The organism is Alphaproteobacteria bacterium PA2 (assembly GCA_002256425.1).
Classification (GTDB): domain Bacteria; phylum Pseudomonadota; class Alphaproteobacteria; order Caulobacterales; family Caulobacteraceae; genus Phenylobacterium.
In genome coordinates this window covers 1,310,468-1,327,696 of record NKIZ01000001.1, presented here as the reverse complement: position 1 = coordinate 1,327,696, position 17,229 = coordinate 1,310,468, and the positions used below count along the sequence as shown (strand labels likewise).

General features: G+C 67.0%; 14 protein-coding genes. 5 read left to right on the top strand and 9 right to left on the bottom strand.

From position 1 onward, the window contains the following. Window positions 1-23 precede the first annotated feature (23 nt). On the top strand, window positions 24-1,211 hold the full coding sequence (locus tag CFE28_06445) for a serine hydrolase (protein ID OYU69672.1): 1,188 nt from the start codon (window positions 24-26) through the stop codon (window positions 1,209-1,211). A gap of 6 nt (window positions 1,212-1,217) precedes the next feature. Here CFE28_06445 and CFE28_06440 read toward each other — a convergent pair whose 3' ends face one another. Next, a complete protein-coding gene (locus CFE28_06440) occupies window positions 1,218-2,351 on the bottom strand; it encodes a hypothetical protein (GenBank protein ID OYU69671.1) in 1,134 nt (377 codons plus the stop codon). A 198-nt stretch (window positions 2,352-2,549) separates the two neighbouring features. On the opposite strand from CFE28_06440, the gene CFE28_06435 reads away from it, so the two are divergent. Both CFE28_06435 and CFE28_06430 read left to right on the top strand, forming a co-directional pair. Further along, a complete protein-coding gene (locus tag CFE28_06435) occupies window positions 2,550-3,401 on the top strand; it encodes a hypothetical protein (protein OYU69670.1) in 852 nt (283 codons plus the stop codon). Further along, complete coding sequence (locus tag CFE28_06430; GenBank protein ID OYU69669.1) at window positions 3,398-4,258, top strand: epoxide hydrolase; 861 nt, start codon at window positions 3,398-3,400, stop codon at window positions 4,256-4,258. Before CFE28_06435 ends, CFE28_06430 begins: the two co-directional genes overlap by 4 nt. Here the strand turns inward: CFE28_06430 and CFE28_06425 are convergent. After that, complete coding sequence (locus CFE28_06425; GenBank protein ID OYU69668.1) at window positions 4,255-5,910, bottom strand: hypothetical protein; 1,656 nt, start codon at window positions 5,908-5,910, stop codon at window positions 4,255-4,257. The genes CFE28_06430 and CFE28_06425 overlap by 4 nt on opposite strands. 132 nt (window positions 5,911-6,042) lie before the next feature. On the opposite strand from CFE28_06425, the gene CFE28_06420 reads away from it, so the two are divergent. Both CFE28_06420 and CFE28_06415 read left to right on the top strand, forming a co-directional pair. Next, window positions 6,043-7,455 (top strand): methylmalonyl-CoA mutase, encoded by a 1,413-nt coding sequence (locus CFE28_06420; GenBank protein OYU69667.1) that lies wholly within the window; start codon window positions 6,043-6,045, stop codon window positions 7,453-7,455. Continuing rightward, on the top strand, window positions 7,452-9,605 hold the full coding sequence (locus tag CFE28_06415; protein OYU69666.1) for a methylmalonyl-CoA mutase: 2,154 nt from the start codon (window positions 7,452-7,454) through the stop codon (window positions 9,603-9,605). Before CFE28_06420 ends, CFE28_06415 begins: the two co-directional genes overlap by 4 nt. On the opposite strand, the gene CFE28_06410 is transcribed toward CFE28_06415, so the two are convergent. The 7 genes from CFE28_06410 to CFE28_06380 form a co-directional block, all read right to left on the bottom strand. Continuing rightward, window positions 9,602-12,208, bottom strand: coding sequence for a hypothetical protein (locus CFE28_06410; GenBank protein OYU69665.1), 2,607 nt, complete (start codon window positions 12,206-12,208; stop codon window positions 9,602-9,604). The genes CFE28_06415 and CFE28_06410 overlap by 4 nt on opposite strands. Window positions 12,209-12,365: 157 nt before the next feature. Next, a complete protein-coding gene (locus CFE28_06405) occupies window positions 12,366-12,899 on the bottom strand; it encodes a methylated-DNA--protein-cysteine methyltransferase (GenBank protein OYU69664.1) in 534 nt (177 codons plus the stop codon). Further along, window positions 12,889-14,385: a 3-methyladenine DNA glycosylase 2 gene (locus CFE28_06400; GenBank protein ID OYU69663.1), complete on the bottom strand. Its 1,497-nt coding sequence runs from the start codon at window positions 14,383-14,385 to the stop codon at window positions 12,889-12,891. The genes CFE28_06405 and CFE28_06400 overlap by 11 nt, the downstream gene beginning before the upstream one ends. A gap of 70 nt (window positions 14,386-14,455) precedes the next feature. Beyond that, entirely contained in the window at window positions 14,456-14,980 is a 525-nt protein-coding gene (locus CFE28_06395) for a DUF4199 domain-containing protein (GenBank protein ID OYU69662.1), read from the bottom strand. An 87-nt stretch (window positions 14,981-15,067) separates the two neighbouring features. Further along, window positions 15,068-15,541, bottom strand: coding sequence for a helix-turn-helix transcriptional regulator (locus CFE28_06390; protein OYU69661.1), 474 nt, complete (start codon window positions 15,539-15,541; stop codon window positions 15,068-15,070). Window positions 15,542-15,755: 214 nt separating this feature from the next. Next, on the bottom strand, window positions 15,756-16,772 hold the full coding sequence (locus CFE28_06385; protein OYU69660.1) for an NAD(P)-dependent alcohol dehydrogenase: 1,017 nt from the start codon (window positions 16,770-16,772) through the stop codon (window positions 15,756-15,758). Between the two features lie 162 nt (window positions 16,773-16,934). Then, window positions 16,935-17,177 carry a type II toxin-antitoxin system prevent-host-death family antitoxin gene (locus CFE28_06380; protein OYU69659.1) on the bottom strand — a complete coding sequence of 81 codons (243 nt, stop codon included), beginning with the start codon at window positions 17,175-17,177 and terminating at the stop codon, window positions 16,935-16,937. Window positions 17,178-17,229 lie beyond the last annotated feature (52 nt).

The following is a 17,229-nucleotide window of genomic DNA, read 5'->3' as shown; positions in this document are numbered from 1 at the left end:
GGCAACGAAATTCGGGGGAAACCATGTCCAAGACCCACTACGCCTTTTCGGCGGCGGCCCTCGCCGCCCTCGCCCTGATCGCCTCTCCCGCCATCGCCAGGACCCCGCCCAAGCCGGGCCCGGCCTCGGCCGTCCTGTTCTGGAGCCAGGCCCAGAAGGAAACCGGCTTCCAGGCCATGGAGGACCACTTCGCCGTCAATACGGTGAAGCGCGGCAAGCGGGTCCATCCCCTGCCCAAGGGCAAACCCCTGGAGGTCACCATCGACCTGGGCGCCGGCCCGGTCAGCCTTGACGACTACATGGCCCGGGAAAAGGCCGCCGGCATACTGGTCATCCAGGACGGCAAGATCCGCCTGGAGAAATATGCCCTGGGCTATGGCCCGGAACGGCGCTGGACCACCTTCTCGGTGGCCAAGTCCGTGACCTCCACCTTGGTGGGCGCCGCCGTCAGGGACGGCTACATCAAGTCCATCGACGACCCGGTGGTGCAGTACATTCCGGGCCTCAAGGGCAGCGCCTATGACAAGGTCAGCGTCCGCCAGATCCTGACCATGACCTCGGGCGTCAGATGGAACGAGGACTATACCGACCCCAAGTCCGACGTGGCCCAACTGTTCACCGTGGTTCCCGACAAGGGCGTCGACTCTACGGTCAGCTATATGCGCAAGCTGCCCCAGGAAGCAGAGCCGGGGACCAAGTGGGTCTACAAGACCGGCGAGACCAACCTGATCGGCGTCCTGGTCACCTCGGCCACCGGCAAGACCCTGGCCCAGTACATGTCTGAAAAGATCTGGCGGCCCTATGGCATGGAAATGGACGCCGTCTGGATGATCGATGACCGCGGTCAGGAGGCCGGCGGCTGCTGCCTGTCCATGACCCTGAAAGACTATGGCCGCATGGGCGAGTTCATGCGCGGCGGCGCCATGGCCGGCGGCAAGCCCGTCCTGCCAAAGGACTGGATCAAGGACGCCACCCACAAGCAGGCCGAAACCGGCGAGCCCGGCCACGGCTATGGCTATCAGTGGTGGACCAATGACGATGGCACCTATGACGGCTATGGCATTTTCGGCCAGCGCCTGCACATTGACGCCGCCCGCAAGCTGGTCATCGTCACCTCCAGCGCCTGGCCTGAAGCCACCAGCCCCGTCCGCAGCATGACCCGGGACAAGCTGCTCAAGGCGGTGGTCGCAGCGGTGGATGCGGGGAAGTAACCCCCCCTACTCCCGCCCCCAGACGCTCGCGTCGACCGACATCAGGCTGCCTTCAAAGTCCTGGAGGATGTCGAAGATTTCCTCCACCGGGGCGATCAGGTCCTTGGGGTCGGCGAAGCGATAGCGCCAGAAGCTGGCTATGTGGGAGATGACGCCGATCCGTTCGCCCAGGATCAGGAACATGGTGGGCGACTTCAGCAGGAAGTCGCGGAAGGCCATGGGCTTGCCGTTTTCGGTCAGGTCCCGATAGGCGTCGTCATAGACCTTGAGGGCGTCGGCGACCTCTGAATTCCGCTGCTTTATCGCCTTGACGATGCGGCTGCGGGACTCCTCGATATAGCGCAGCTGGTCCGGGTCACGGCGGCCCGACGGGCGCAGGGCGGGAAGGTCCTTCACCACGCTGGCCAGCTTGGGCGTGATGTCGCTGAGGGACCATTTGTAATAGAGGAAGCCCTTCCAGCTGAAGATCCCTTCCCGGAAGGAATCCCGGTCAAGCCGCATGACCGGCCGCAGGGGTTCCAGACGCTCGTCAATACTGTTGCCCAGAAGGGCGGCGGTGAGCTTTCCGGTGCGGGCCTCGCCATTTTCGGAAAACGCCATATCGATCAGCCTGTAGATCTGGGCGCCCACAAAGGTCTGCATGCGGGCCATGTCGGCTTCGGAAATGGCGAAATAGCTGGAGGATATGTCGAACCCCCGGCGACGCAGATGCTCGCGCAGGATGAAGGGATCCAGGGAAGGCAGTTCCTCAAGGGCCTCCAGCAGCATGATGTCCCGCGCCAGATCCTCTCCGTCCCGGGCGAGCCCCTGAAGCATGTCCAGCCAGCCGGTCTGGCCAACGAAGAAGGATCGACCACCAAGCCGGAGGTCTGACTTTTCAAAGGGGACGATGATCTTGGTGGCGACGTGCTTCTTGCCCTTGAACACATACTGTTCGTCCGGGCGGATCTTGTGCTTGAGCACAAGGCTCTCATTGAGGGTGCGGTTCTGGAAGAAGGGCTTGGTCAGGTAGTCGGGATCGACCTCCGGGTTGTTGCAGACCGCCAGGAGATTGAGGACACGACTGGTCGAGGCGGACTTCTGCAGGGCGCCAAGGCTGCGGACAGCCCGGTCAGTTGTGGTTGAAGATAGGGCCGACACCCGAAACCTCCGCAGAATTGGCGGCGCGCAACCGCCGGTGACCGCCTTGCGACTCAGAGTGTGTCTTGAACCCGGGGCATGTGGCAAGATGACGCGGGTATTTGAGTATATGATACTACTTGGTTTGAGGACAGCCGCCGCATTCCCGCCGGACCATGATAGGTTTGGATCAGCTCTTACTTCTGCAGGACGAAAGCCATGATCGACCAGACCCTGACCCTTGCCGATGGCCGGACGGTCGGCTTCAGCGACTATGGCAAGGCCGGGGATGCGCCGGTGATCTGGTGCCATGGCGGCCCGGGCAGCCGGCTGGAAGCCGCAGCGGCGGGTGTGGCGGTTCAGGCCCTGGGCCTGCGGGTGATCAGCATTGACCGACCGGGCTATGGCCTCTCGAGCCTCAACACCGGTCGCTCCATCGCGGACTGGTCGCCAGACTGTCTGGCGGTCGCCGACGCCCTTGGTGTGGACACCTTCATGACCGCCGGCATGTCCACTGGCGGGGCCTATGCCCTGTCGGTTGCGGCCAATGCGCCGGACAGGGTCAAGGCGGTGGTGACGGGCTGCGCCATGACCGACATGCGCCATCCGGAGGCAAGGGCCAGCATGCCCGGCCCAACCACCCATGGGGTCTGGGACGCCCCCAGCCGCGAGGCCGCCCTGGCCATAGCCGCCGATACCTTTGGCGAGGATGGAGGCAGGATGATGGGCGGACTGGAAGGCCTGCCTGAGGCGGACATGGTCTTTCTGACCCATCCGGACTACGCCGCCGGCGCCGAAGCCAGCCGCGCCGCCATGTTCGCCAATGGCGTCCAGGCTTATGTGGACGACCGGCTCGCGGACGGCGTGGGCTGGGTCAGCTTTGATGTCGGCAAGGTCAGATGCCCGGTCATCATTGTCCACGGCGAGAGCGACACCATCGTTCCCGTCGTCGCCGCCCACCATACGGCCAGCCTGATCCCCCAGGCCGAGCTGCGGCTCTTCCGGCCCCTGGGTCATTTCAGCGTCGGCGAGCCGGTGGTCGCGGCCCTGGTGGAGCTGGCTCACAAATGATCTCCAGCCGCCGCATTACCGCAAACGGCCTCTCCTTCGCCCTGGACGAGGCCGGGGACGGCGACACGGTGGCCCTGTGCCTGCACGGCTTTCCCGAGGCGCGGATCGCCTGGGCCGACCATCTGCCCGCCCTTGCTGGACTGGGCTGGAGGGCTGTGGCGCCTGACATGCGCGGCTATGGCGACACCGACCGACCCGCCGATCGCAGCGCCTATGAGGCCCAGCACCTGATCGACGATGTGGCCGCCCTGTTCGACGCCCTGGGCGCAAAACGACGCATACTGGTCGGCCATGACTGGGGCGGGGTGGTCGCCTGGCAGGTCGCCCTCAGCGGCCGGGTTCCCCTTGACGGGCTGATCATTCTCAACGCCCCCCACCCCAACGTGTTTGATGCGGTCCTGAAGGACGGCTGGCGGCAGAAGCTCAAGTCCTGGTACGTGGCCTTCTTCCAGCTGCCCTGGCTGCCCGAGGCCCAGCTGAAGGCCCGCAAGGGCCATGGCCTGACCGACATTCTGGCCGGCCAGTCGGCCAATTTCAGCCCGGCCGCCCTGGAGACCTATCGCCGGAACATCCTCAAGCCCGGGGCCGCCACGGCCATGGTCAACTATTACCGGGCCAATGCAGTGACTCTGTCGAACCCGCGGCTCCCGTCGGAGAAGCTGAAAACCCCCACCCTGCTGGTCTGGGGAGACGCCGACTTCGCCCTGGATGCGTCATTGGCCGAGGGTAACGAGGCCTTTGTGGAAGACTTCACCCTGGCCCGCCTGCCGGGGATCAGCCACTGGGTCCTGCATGATGCGCCGGACGCCGTGACGACGGCGATTTCGGGATGGGCCAGGGTAAAGGGCCTCGCCTAGCCCGCCCGCACCTGATGCCGGTGCGCAGCGTCTTCGCTCCAGCGGTCTTCCTGGCTCACCTGCAGGCGGATCGCCGCCCGGGCGGCCTGCTGCAGGCGTTCGAGATCTGAGTCGGGTGAAAAGCGGCGGGCGATTGCACTGAGGTCCTGCACCAGTCGGTCGCTGCGGCGGCTCTGCTCTGAGAAGGCCAGGGCGGCCTCCAGGGCGAGGCTCGCCGCGCCGAAGGCCGGCGCCACGGCGCCGGTCAGCATGACCACCCCGCCCAGCCAGTGGGGGAGACCTGCATGGTCGACACTGTAGGCGACGGCGAAGCCGCCCAGCAGCAGGACAAACAGCCAGAAGACCAGGTTTTCCAGCAGGTGCGAGGCGTGGGAAAGCCGGTGGTTCAGATGGCCGTGTCCCCGATGATAGAGGATCTGGCCGTCCACCAGCTGATCCATGGCCCAGCCCCCCCAGGCCTTGACCCTTTCGGCGTCGAACCTGCCAACCGGCGAACCCGCCTGCCGTCGCCAGGCCCAGGCGGTGTGGACGGCGCCGCCATCCTCCCGGGAAGGCCGTTCGTCCCGGGTGCTGATCCCCAGGGCCCAGGCGGCGCGCTCCAGCCGGAGTTGCTCGGCAAGGCGGCGGGCCTCGCCCCAGCGGCGGCTGCGCTCGGAGCGCACCGCCGTGAACCAGACCGCGAAGGTCAGCAGGGCCAGGCCCAGTTCGGTATAGACCGCATAGATCTTGATGTGCGGCCAGACGGCCGGGCTGGCGCCAACCGCCGCAGCCAGGATCATCATTCCGGCCTGGAAGACCTGCTGACTGCGGTGCACTGCGGCGAGGCGCCCAGCCCGGGCGTCAGCGGCCTCGTAGGCTTCGGACAGGGCCTGGAACCCGTCCTGCGCCGCGAGGGATTCAGGCGCGGGGCGCGGTGGTTCGCCCTTGATCCTGGCGCCGCCCATAATGCGGCTGTAGATCTCGAAGGTCCGCCAGAGGGTGGCGTCCAGCAGGTTGTCCGGCCATGCGCGACTTGGCGTCTCGAGGACAGCTGGCCCGGCTGGAGGCTCACCGATTGCGGCGCGAAGCGTCTCCAGTGTGGCGGGCCGGACCAGGGGCGCCCGGTTACGCTTCAACTGCTCCAGAAATTCCAGAAAGCCGAAATCATCATCCAGGGCGTCAGGCAGGATCAGGCTGAGGGCGGCGCTCTTGCCGGGCTTGACCCAGACCACGGGAATGCCCCGGCGCAGGGCCACCAGCACCGCGTCCGCCGTGCCGCCCGCGCCCCGCCCGGCTTCACCGGTCCAGACGGCGATCAGCAGATCGGCGTCCTCCATCAGCCATCGAGTCTGGGAGAGGTGGGGATTACGCCCTTCGGCCTCGATCCGCGCCCCGTCCAGCCAGGTGGTCGCAGCTGCAAGATCCACGGTCTGTGGCTCCAGGGCCTCATCCAGATGGGGCAGTATGGCGTGGATGCGGCCTAGGCCAGACTGGGTCCAGAGCTTGGCCGCCCGCTGGTCTGCACCTGCCGCCAGGCCGGTCAGGAGGACGCCCTGGGACGCCAGACCCTTCACAAGATCAAAGGCCTGGGTCAGACCCGCATCAATGCCGGAGATGTCGCCCAGATCCTCAGGACGGCTGTGTCCGGCGAAGGCGACGCGAATTTCATCCATGGGGGCGTCGGGGGCTCCAGACCGCAAAGACGTCTCCCTTGCCCCAATGACGGGAACCGCGCCCGCTGACAAGGCCTGCCTGCCCCCACGTGATCTTGACGGGCGCCCATCCCGCGGCCCAATTGCGCTCCCATGACCCAAGCAAGCGACACCGCCGCCACCTATCAGGACTGGCGGGCCCTGGTTGAAAAGACCCTCAAGGGCGAACCCGTTGAAAGCCTGACCCGCACGACGGCGGAGGGCCTGCCCATAGCGCCCCTCTATGATGCGGCTGAGGGCCCCCACGCCAGGTTCGCCGGGCGCCCGGTCAATGCTGATCGACCCTGGGATCTGAGGGTCGGAGTCAGTCAGCCCGATCCGGCCCTGGCCAATCGCGACCTGCTGAAGGACCTGGAAGGCGGCGCCGCCTCGGCTGTCATCGCCATAGACCCGTCCGGCGCAAAGGGCGTGGCTATCGGGTCTGCAGCAAACCTGGCGACCGCCCTGAAGGACGTGGTGCTGGAGTTCGCTCCGGTTGGCCTCGACGCCGGCTTCCTGGGTCCGCAGGCCGCCGACTGGCTGGCTGCTGCAGCCAAGGGTTCGCCCCAGGCCAAACTCAACTTCCATATGGACCCCTTAAGCGCCATGGCCAAAGCCGGCGTCAGTCCCGGACCGCTGGAAGCCCATCTGGAATCGGCCGCGACCGTCGCCCGCCGGCTGGCCGACATCCACCCCAGGGCCGGCCTGTTTCTGGCCTCAGGCCGGGTTGTCCACGAAGCCGGCGGTGGGGAAGCCGCCGAACTGGCCTTCGCAGCCGCCTCTGCCGTGACCTATGCCAGGGCCCTTGTCCGGGCAGGTCTTTCCATGGATCAGGCCTGGGGCGGGATTGTCCTGGGGCTCAGCGCCGACGCTGACTATTTCGCCACCCTGGCCAAGCTGCGCGCCGCCCGGCTGATCTGGGACCGGCTCACCGCCGCCTGCGGGGTGACCGTCATCGCGCGTATCGAGGCCCGATCCTCACATCGCATGCTGACCGCCCAGGATCCCTGGACCAACATGCTTCGCCTGACCGCCGCCGGCGTGGGCGCGGCCCTCGGGGGGGCAGACGCCGTCCAGCTGGGCTGTTTCACCGACGCCCTGGGCCGCCCCACCGCCTTCGCCCGCCGCCAGAGCCGCAACGCCCAGCTGGTGCTCATGGAAGAAGCCCATCTGGGCCGGGTCACCGACCCCGCCGCCGGGTCGGGCTATGTCGAAACCCTGACCGACGAGATCGCCCGGGCCGCCTGGGCCCGCTTCCAGACCATTGAAGCCGCCGGGGGCCTGATCGAAGCCCTCGCCAGGGGCCTGGTCGCGCAGGATGTGGCCGCGACCATGGCCGCCCGCCCGGACCAGCCGAAGATTGTCGGCGTCACCGCCTTCCCGCCCATGGGCCAGGACCCGGTCGAGGTCGATAACCCGGTCATCAAGGCTGTCGAGGTGCCGTCCGCCCGCCTGCCCGGACCTGACAGCCATTGCCCGCCCCTTGCGCCGATCCGCCTTTCCCAAGCCTATGAGGGCGTGAAATGAGCACCTTCCCGAACTTCGCCGAACTCGATTTCGACGCCGCGCCAGCGACCCCTGCCGCCACACCTGGCGCAGCCTGGGAAACGCCGGAAGGCATCAGTGTCCAGACCGCCTATGGGCCCGAGGATGTCCAGGGACTGAGCGACACCGGCTATCCGGGCCTGGCGCCTTTCACCCGGGGTCCCTACCCCACCATGTACCTGACCAACCCGTGGACCATCCGCCAGTATGCGGGCTTCTCCACGGCCGAAGACTCCAACGCCTTCTACCGCCGCAACCTGGCCGCCGGTCAGATGGGCCTGTCCATCGCCTTCGACCTGGCGACCCACCGGGGCTATGACAGCGACCATCCCCGGGTGAAGGGTGATGTTGGCATGGCGGGTGTCGCTATCGACTCCATCCTCGACATGCGCACCCTGTTTGACGGCATTCCGCTCGACAAGATGAGCGTGTCCATGACCATGAACGGCGCCGTCCTGCCGATCCTGGCCCTCTATATCGTGGCCGCCGAGGAACAGGGTGTCAGCCACGCCCAGCTGTCGGGGACCATCCAGAACGACATCCTGAAGGAGTTCCTGGTCCGGAACACCTACATCTATCCGCCACTACCTTCGATGCGGATCATTTCTGACATCTTTTCATATACTTCGCGCGAAATGCCGAAGTTCAATTCCATCTCGATTTCCGGCTATCACATCCAGGAAGCCGGGGCGACGCTGGACCTCGAGCTGGCCTATACCCTGGCCGACGGCATCGACTATGTGCGGGCCGGCGTCGCTGCCGGCATGACCGTCGACCAGTTCGCGCCGCGCCTGTCCTTCTTCTGGAACGCCGGCATGAACGCCTTCATGGAGATCGCCAAGCAGAGGGCCGGTCGCCTGCTGTGGGCCGAGATGATGGCCAAGGAGTTTTCGCCCAAGGACAGCCGGTCCCTGGCCCTGCGCGCCCACACCCAGACCAGCGGCTGGAGCCTGGCCGCCAGCGACGTCTACAACAATGTGCCCCGCACCCTGATCGAGGCCATGGCCGCCGTGGGCGGTCAGACCCAGAGCCTGCACACCAACTCCCTGGACGAAGCCCTGGCCCTGCCCACGGATTTCTCGGCCCGCATCGCCCGCAACACCCAGCTCTTCCTGCAGCTGGAAAGCGGCCAGACCCGGGTGGTCGATCCCTGGGGCGGATCCTACTATGTGGAACGCCTGACCGCCGATCTGGCCGCCCGCGCCCGCCAGCACATTGCCGAGGTGGAAGCCCTGGGCGGCATGGCCAAGGCCATCGAAGACGGCCTGCCCAAGCGGCGGATCGAGGAAGCCTCCGCCCGCACCCAGGCCCGGATCGACAGCGGCCGTCAGTCGGTGGTCGGGGTCAACCGCTACAAGCCTGACACCGCCGAAATCATTCCCGTGCTCAAGGTCGACAACAGCGCCGTGCGCGAGCGTCAGCTGGAAAAGCTGGCCCGCCTGAAGGCCGAGCGCGATCCCGCCGCTGTCCAGGCGGCCCTGGACGCCCTGACCGCCGGCGCCGCCGGAAACGCCAACCTGCTGGAACTGTCCGTCAACGCCGCCCGGGCCAAGGCCACGGTGGGCGAAATCTCCCTGGCCCTGGAAAAGGTCTTTGGCCGGCACAAGGCCAAGGCAGACGCCGTTCAGGGGGTCTATCTGCGCGAGGCCGGCGAGACGCCCGCCGGTCAGAAGGCCCGGGCCATGACCGCCGCCTTCGCCCAGGCCGACGGCCGCAAGCCGCGCATACTCGTGGCCAAGATGGGCCAGGACGGCCATGATCGGGGCCAGAAGGTCATCGCCTCGGGGTTTGTGGACCTGGGCTTTGACGTCGACATCGGCGACCTTTTCCAGACCCCGGCTGAGGCCGCCGCCCTGGCGGTCGAACAGGGGGTCCACGTGGTCGGCGCCAGTTCCCTGGCCGCCGGTCACCTGACCCTGGTGCCGGAATTGCGTGACGAGCTGGCAAAGCTGGGCCGGGCCGACATTGTCGTCGTGGTCGGCGGCGTCATCCCACCGGAAGACATCGCGCCCCTGAAGGACATGGGAGTCGCTGCTGTCTTCACCCCGGGCACGCCGGTGCCCGACGCCGCCATTGAAGTGCTGGACCGTCTGAACGAGCAGCTGGGTTACGCCCAGCTGGACAAGGCCTAGGCCAGGTCCCCGGCGGCAGCTTCGAACAGCAGATAGAGCCGCCCGGCTTCGGTGTTGAGGTAGGCGACGGTCGAAGAGACCGGGCCGCGCTTCTGCAGGATTTCCATCAGAGCGTCCTGGGACTCGGACAGGAAGTCCAGGGCCTGACCGCGCAGGTCGGGATCATGCAGCATGCGACGGGCCAGGCGGCGGATGCCGGCCGGGGCTGCGCGCTTGACGATGTCGTGGGCGGCTTCCGCATCCTGATCGGCCAGGGCCTCAGCCACATCCTGGATTGTCCGGACCGGCAACAGGGCCTTGGCGTCAATGCCCAGGGCCTCAAGCTCGCGGCCGAGGGGATGGTCAGCCTGACGGGGCTCTGGCTCGGCCTTGGGCTTGTCGATGGAGGTCAGCAGATCCTTCCAGGTCCACTCATCCCGGCTGGGCTTGGAGGTCCTGGGGGTGGCCTTTGGCTTGGCTGGCGCCGCCGTCGTCCGGCCACCGGCGGCCGTAAAGGCGGTGTCGAACTCCGCCTCGGTCGCAGTGGGGGTCAGCTTCAGGCGCGTGCGCTTGGGCGGCGTCGGCTCAGGCGACGGGGCGTCGTCCTCCATCTCGACCGGCGGGGGCGGAGGCGGTGTGCGACGGGGCCGGGGCGGCGGAGTCGGCGCAGGCGCTTCCAGCAGGGGCTCAGAGCCCAGGACAGGCGCTGTGCTGGCCACGCCCGCCACCGATCCCATGAGCCGGACCGCATCGCTCAGCATGCTGTAGTTTCGCCGCACCCGGTCCTGGAAGGCGGCGTCAATGGCCTGGGTTTCCTCGGCTGTGCGGCGGGCCTGGGCGATCAGGTCGTCCATGCTCTCCGAGACCGCCTGACGGACCTGTTCGGCCTGACCGCGGGCGGCGGCAGGCAGACGGGCGGCGCGCCCCTCGATCTGGGCCAGCATTTCCGACAGGTCTTCCAGGGTTTCCCTGGCGCGCTCGGCGCCTTCATCCAGTTTGCGGGCCGTTGCGGCGCCGGCCTGCTCGACCAGCTGGGCGGAGCGGTCAATGAGGTCGTGAGCTTCAGCCAGTCGGCTTTCAAAGACCTGGTTGGCCTTCTGCCCGGCGACAAAGGCGGATTCCGAAAGCCGATCCACCTGGTCGCGCAGGGAGTCTATCTGGCGTTCAGCCTGGATCCGCGACTGGTTGCCCAGCTGGGCCAGGGAATCGACGGCCTCCCGGGCCTGATCCTCAAGCCGCTTGCGTTCCAGCAGGGCAGCGTCTGTCACGGCCTGCAGGGCGTCCTGGTTGGCCCGGGCGAAGGCCTCGCGCTCCTTGCGCGCAGCCTCGGTCATGGCGCGGAACTGTTCGGCGGCCTCTTCGACGATTTCCTTCAGGCTTTCGCCGCCCTGGAGGACCCGGTCGCCCATGTCGGTGGCGGAGATGCGAGCCTTGTCGAGATAGTTGGACAGCTGGGCCGCATGGCTCTCGGCCTGGGCGGCGAAGGCCTCCTGATCGACCCGCAGGGCGTGGGTGACGCTGACCAGGCCAGCCCTCTGCTCTGTCAGGCCCTTCTGGGCGGACTCGATCTGGTCGGTCAGGCCAAGGCCCGCCGTCTCGATCCGCGCAATGTGGCGGGTCAGGTCCTCTCCGGCCGCCCGGGCCGTCTGGGCGGACTCAACCATGGCGGTGGAAAGCTCGGCGGTCCGCGTCGCCAGCAGGCTTTCCGCCGCCTTCATCTGGGCGTCGGCTTCCTCTGACACCCTGGCAAGGGTGGCGGCGTTCTGGGCCAGGGTCTCGGCGATCTGGCGAACCTGGCCGTCCAGGGCTTGCGCCAGGCTGGCCATTTCACTGCGCTGCTGCCCAAGGGACTGGGCCAGGTTTCCAGCCACCAGCACGGCGTCGTCTGTGGACTGCGCCAGGGCTGTCGCTTCCTGCTCCACGGTCTGGCGCATGGCCAGGATGGACTTCTGGGCCATTTCCGCGGCGGCGGCGGCGGCGGCGATTTCCTCGCGCAGGCCAGTGACAATCTGTCCGGCGTCAATTCCGGCGGCCAGGCTGGGGCCGATCATCTGGTCGGTAAAGGCCTTGGCCCTCTGGGTCTCGACGCTCAGCTTGCGGCCCTGCTGAATCGAATAGGCGGCGAACCAGACAAAGGCGGCCGGGCCCATGGCCATGCCGATCAGCACGGTCATGACAAAGGGATCAAAGTCGAAGGGCGCCTTGGCCTGGCGATAGCCATAGGCGAAGGCGATGGGGGCCAGGGCCCAGATGATCGATACGAAAATGGCGACCGCATAGATCGGCCAACCCGAGGGAATGCCTTCAGGCTCGGCAGGCTTGGGCGGCGCAGGCCGGCGACCGAAGGATTCGAAGGTTTCAGCCGCCGCGCGTACCGGCGGCGCAGGACGGGCCTTGGGCGACGCCTCGGCGACGGGCTCGGCTTCCCGGGTAAAGGTCAAGGGCTTGCGCGGCGCCGATGGGCGCTTGTCTGGGAGGATCAGGTCCTCGGTGACGGACTCAGGACCAAGCACCAGGTCCCCGTCACGGTCGACGGCCGGCGTCTCAACCCGCAGACCCTCTTCACCCGCAGCATCAGCCAGGGCGTTGAAGTCGACAGGAGAATACCCCTTCTTGATCTTCATTCGCGGGCCGACCTATCCCATTGCGCTCTGCGATCTTCGCGTTCTGGGGGAAAGGCTTAGCGAGGAATTGCCCTGTGGAAAAGCACTCCTCGGTGAAATCCTGGGGAAAGCAGGTGATTGTGCAGACCTTGGTCGCCGGGACTGCGGCAGGAGCGGCTCAGGCGGTAAAGGCCGCGCCTTCATGTCGCAGCAGCCAGGCCTTCCGCTCGAGCCCGCCGCCATAGCCGGTCAGGCGGCCTGAAGCCCCGATCACCCTGTGGCAAGGCACCACGACGGCCACCGGATTCGAACCATTGGCCAGGCCTACCGCCCGCATGGCTTTGGGCGATCCCACCTGGAGGGCCAGGCCCTGATAGCTGAGGGTGACGCCAGCAGGAATGGTGCAGAGCCCTGCCCAGACCCGCCGCTGGAACTCCGTGCCATTGGTCTTCCAGTCAAGCCCGGACAGGGCGTCGAGGTCGCCGTCGAAATAGGCGTCGACGGCGACGGAGACCGCTTTCGGCGCGACGCCTGCCACAATCGCCTGACCCGGATAATGCCGGGCCATAAGCCTGAGCATGCGGGGCTCATAGTCGGCGAAATCGAATGCGCGCAGGGCTCCGGTCTCATCGGTGACGATCAGGGCTTCACCCACTGGGGTCTGTCGGCGATCTAGGCGCAGGCTGGCGGGGCGGGAGGCTTCAGGCAGCATTGGCGGTTCCAGTCTTCTGATCTTTTGCGGCGTCATGCGCCCAGAGGTGAGAGGCGGCGTAGGCCCGCCAGGGACGCCAGTGCTCGGCCCGGACAAGGAGTTCGTTGGGGCTGGGCCTTCGACCCTGACCATCCTCAAAGGCCCGCATGAGGCCGAGGTCAGCATGGGGGAAGGCGTCAGGCTCGCGCAGGGCGCGCATGGCGATGTACTGGGCGGTCCAGGGACCGATACCCGGAAGGGCGACCAGGCGCTCGACGGCTTCGTCAAGGCTGCGCCTAGGCCCGAACAGGTCGGGATCGCCGGCCGCCAGACCCGCCATGGCGATCAGTCCCCTGCCCCGCGCCCTGGGCATGGGCAGGGCCTCCGGATCGAGGGCCGCGAGGGCTGCGGCCGTGGGGAACAGCCGGGTCAGGCCAAAGGCCTGCGCCGCTTCAAGGTCCACGGCCTCTCCATAGGACTCCGCCAGCCGTCCGGCGATGTTCCGGGCGCCGACCACGGTGATCTGCTGGCCCAGTACGGCGCGGACCGCAAGCTCGAACCCGTCCCAGGCGCCGGGCGCCCTCAGGCCCGGACGGCGGGCCACCATGGGCGCCAGTTCGGGGTCCTCCGATAAGTGCCTGCCGATCAGGTCGGGATCAGCGGCCAGATCAAACACCCGGCGGATCCTGGCGATGACAGCGGGCCAGACCTGGACCCTGGCGAACCAGAGGGTGACGGCAAGGTCGTCCCCGGGCCCCTTGGCGACCCGGACCACACCGGTCTCGCCATTGACGCAGAGGGTCCGGACATAGGCGCCGTCCACCACCCGCTCCACATGGGGAATGGCCCGGAAGGTCAGGAAGGCCAGCATGTTGTCCCAGTCATAGGGGGGCCGGTAGGGCAGTCTGAGGGTCGCGCCGGCTCCGGCCGCCGCTGAAACCTCGGCGCCCTCCGTGCGCCTCAGGGCGCCCGGAGGCTTGCGGTAGAGGTGCTGGAAGGTCTCGTTGAACCGCCGGACGCTGCCAAACCCCGAGGCCAGGGCGACCTCGGCCATGGGCAGTCGGGTCTGGTGGATCAGCTGCTTGGCGAGCAGAACCCGGCGGGTCTGGGCCACAGCCACCGGCGAGGCGCCCAGGTGCTGGCGGAACAGCCGCCGAAGCTGCCTTTCGCCCACACCCAGTCGGCTGGCCAGGGCTTCGACATCGCCGTCGTCGAGGGCGCCCTGCTCGATCAGGGACATGGCCCGGGAGACCGTGTTGGACGTTCCGTTCCACGCGCCCAGATCGGGCGAGGTCTCCGGACGACAGCGCAGGCAGGGCCGGAAGCCCGCCTCCTGGGCCGCCGCCGCCGAGGGATAGAAGGCTATGTTCTCGCGCTTGGGGGTCCGGGCCGGACAGACTGGCCGACAATAGATTCCCGTCGTACGCACGGCCCCGAAGATCCGTCCGTCAAATCGGGCGTCGCGCATCGAAAAGGCGCGGTAGCAGGCGTCATCATCCAGTTCCATGCCGCCACCATCGCCCCTCCCCGCGCCGAAGTCTCGCGGTTTTCGGACATGGCCGTGGTCGGTCTCGAAATCAGACTGACTGTTTGCGGGGCCAGACCTTCGGGAAGCGCAACAGGGCGGCGGACAGGATGGAAACCCCGACCCCTACCGGCGCCATTTCGATGAAGGTCACCCCCATGCGGGAGACCGGGTTTGCGTAGAGCTTACGCATATCATCGACCTGGGCCTGGACCTTGGCCAGGGCGGCGGGTGCATCCTGCGCATGGCTGGCCAGCAGGGACGCCGCATACTCGTCGATGAATCTGTACCCCGTGGCGGCGAGGTAGATCTCCCACCCGAGGACATAGATGACGTTGGCCACACCGGCTATGCCCAGGCCGACGCCCAGGGCCTTCAGGAAACTGATGCGACCTTCAGGCAGATCGTCGCGGTAACGCTTCACCCCTGCGAAGACCAGGGTCAGACCCGCCAGCATGACCAGATAACCCAGCCAGACAGAGACGCCATTCTCGGCTCCGGCCACAATGCCGATGAGGGTGGCTGCCTCGATGACAAGGCCGGAGATCAGGCCATAGATGAGGATCAAACGAAGCATGGAAGGACCTGCGCGGTTTCAAGATGCCGAAAACCTAGCTTCAGGGTTTGGGTCAGGATAGTCGCCCAAATGGGTGACCCGCTGAATTCACGGCAGAATTCCCAGCTCCCGCGCCCGGACCAGGGCCTGGGTTCTGTTCCGGGCGCCGACCTTCTCGAATATGCGGGCCAGATGGGTCTTTACGGTATTGGGCGAAATCGCCAGGGCGCGGGCAATGACCTTGTTGGGCCGCCCCTCCCCCACAAGGGTCAGGACCTCAAGTTCCCGGGGGCTGAGGGGGCCGGAGCCAGGTTCGGGCAGTCGCCTGCGGTGAAGCGACAGGCCAATAACAAGTCCAAGCGCCAGAAAGACCGCACCGACCAGGGCCGCGATCAGGATGTTGAGGTCCGGGCGAAGAATGCTCGCAACCTGCAGCCCGCCCAGCGCCAGGGCCAGCCCGCCAAGCACCGCGCCATAGGTCAGGATCAGTCGCACCATGACCCCATGAGAACATGGTCTGATCAGAAGCGGCAAGGCCCCCGCTGCGCTGGTCACCCCGGCGGAGGCCGGGGTCCAGTTCATGGGGCTTTGTGCTGGTCATGCATCCGGGGAGCGGCCTCTCCGGACACACCGTGACCTACGAACTGGATACCGGCCTCCGCCGGTATGACCGGGAGTTGGAGTTCTTCCGCGGACCAGCCCCCTCCACCGGTCACCCCGGCGGAGGCCGGGGTCCAGTTCGTAAGGCTGTGCGCTGGCCAGGCATCCGGGGAGCGGCCTCTCCGGATGTGACCAACTAGAAGGTCAGGACGATCTTTCCGAAGTGCTCGCCGCCGCGCATGGACTCAAACGCCGCCCGGGCCTCGGTCCAGGGGAAGACCTTGTCCACCACGGGTGTGATCCTGCTCAGCTCGATCGAGCGGCACATGGCCTCGAACATGTCCCGCGACCCCACTGACAGGCCCTGCATTTTCGCGCTGTTGCCGATCAGGACCGCTGGATTGATCCCCTCGCCCCCGGCGGCCACCACGCCGATGATGGCTATGTGGCCGCCGATCTTGATGGCGCGAAGGGTCTGCTGGATGGTGCCGGCCCCACCGACTTCCATGACGAAGTCCGCCCCAACGCCGTTGGTCGCTGCCCGAACGGGTCCTGACCAGTCCGGCGTCTCGCGATAGTTGATGGTGTGATCGGCGCCCAGGGCCCTGGCCCGCTCCAGCTTCTCATCGGACGATGAGGTGATGATGGTCCTGAGGCCCGCCGCCTTGGCGAACTGAAGGCCAAAGATCGAGACCCCGCCTGTGCCTTGCAGCACGACCGTGTCGCCAGGCTCGAGGCTGGCGTCTACGAACAGACCGCGCCAGGCGGTGAGCGCCGCGCACGGCAATGTCGCCACCTGCTCGTCGGTCAGGAAGTCGGGAACCCTGGACACCCCCTCCTGGCTGAAGACCTGCAGTTCGGCCCCGGCGCCGGGAACGGGGAAACCCAGGGCGCTTGTCAGCTTGGCCAGGTCAGGCTTCCCGGACACCCAGTTCTGGAAGAAGAGGGTCGAAACCCGGTCGCCCACCGCCACCCGGGTCACCCCCGGGCCTACGGCCTCGACCACCCCGCAGGCGTCGGAGAAGGGTGTAACCGCCCCGCCTTGAGCCGGACCGCGGCCATAGGCGCCACCCACCATCAACAGGTCACGATAGTTCAGGGAAATGGCCTTCATCCGCACCAGGACCTGACCATGTCCCGGGGTCGGCGCATCGCGCTCGACGACATTCAGTTGATCAACGCCCCAAGGCTCTTTGACTTCCAGCGCACGCATGAGCGATCTCCCTGTTTTCCCCATTGTCGCGGTTCAGCGGGGCGAGGCAAGGCTGTCGTCGGGTCAGGGGTTGGTGTTTTGGGGCTAGCCACAATGCAGCAGGGCCACGCCAGCGGCCCGGGCGGCGCCAGGCCCGAGCCGCCGAGTCATCAACGATGAAGGTCACCTGCGGCCTTTACTGACTAGGTCCCGGATCGTGAGGCCGCTCAGGGAAAGTCTCTGGCTTGCGGCCCTAAGCCCGTCAGCGGCAGCTCGGGCCTTGGCCCGCTTGAAACCGGACTCAAGGGGCGCCAAGCGGGCAATGGGCTTGCCACGACGTGTGATGATCACCTCGCCGCCGCCTTCGACCTCATTCAGCAGGGCCGTCAGGCGGTTCTTGGCTTCAACGACGCCGACCAAATGCATAGCGCAGACCTTCCGACTATCTCGTTGGCTTAATGGAGACCTAAAGTAGACG

Bases quoted from the DNA above. Each gene is read 5' to 3' on its own strand.
- CFE28_06415 (OYU69666.1), top strand. From the start codon at position 7,452: ATGAGCACCTTCCCGAACTTCGCCGAACTCGATTTCGACGCCGCGCCA.
- CFE28_06425 (OYU69668.1), bottom strand. From the start codon at position 5,910: ATGGATGAAATTCGCGTCGCCTTCGCCGGACACAGCCGTCCTGAGGAT.
- CFE28_06385 (OYU69660.1), bottom strand. From the start codon at position 16,772: ATGCGTGCGCTGGAAGTCAAAGAGCCTTGGGGCGTTGATCAACTGAAT.
- CFE28_06435 (OYU69670.1), top strand. From the start codon at position 2,550: ATGATCGACCAGACCCTGACCCTTGCCGATGGCCGGACGGTCGGCTTC.
- CFE28_06410 (OYU69665.1), bottom strand. From the start codon at position 12,208: ATGAAGATCAAGAAGGGGTATTCTCCTGTCGACTTCAACGCCCTGGCT.
- CFE28_06420 (OYU69667.1), top strand. From the start codon at position 6,043: ATGACCCAAGCAAGCGACACCGCCGCCACCTATCAGGACTGGCGGGCC.
- CFE28_06430 (OYU69669.1), top strand. From the start codon at position 3,398: ATGATCTCCAGCCGCCGCATTACCGCAAACGGCCTCTCCTTCGCCCTG.
- CFE28_06395 (OYU69662.1), bottom strand. From the start codon at position 14,980: ATGCTTCGTTTGATCCTCATCTATGGCCTGATCTCCGGCCTTGTCATC.
- CFE28_06445 (OYU69672.1), top strand. From the start codon at position 24: ATGTCCAAGACCCACTACGCCTTTTCGGCGGCGGCCCTCGCCGCCCTC.
- CFE28_06390 (OYU69661.1), bottom strand. From the start codon at position 15,541: ATGAACTGGACCCCGGCCTCCGCCGGGGTGACCAGCGCAGCGGGGGCC.
- CFE28_06405 (OYU69664.1), bottom strand. From the start codon at position 12,899: ATGCTGCCTGAAGCCTCCCGCCCCGCCAGCCTGCGCCTAGATCGCCGA.
- CFE28_06380 (OYU69659.1), bottom strand. From the start codon at position 17,177: ATGCATTTGGTCGGCGTCGTTGAAGCCAAGAACCGCCTGACGGCCCTG.
- CFE28_06400 (OYU69663.1), bottom strand. From the start codon at position 14,385: ATGGAACTGGATGATGACGCCTGCTACCGCGCCTTTTCGATGCGCGAC.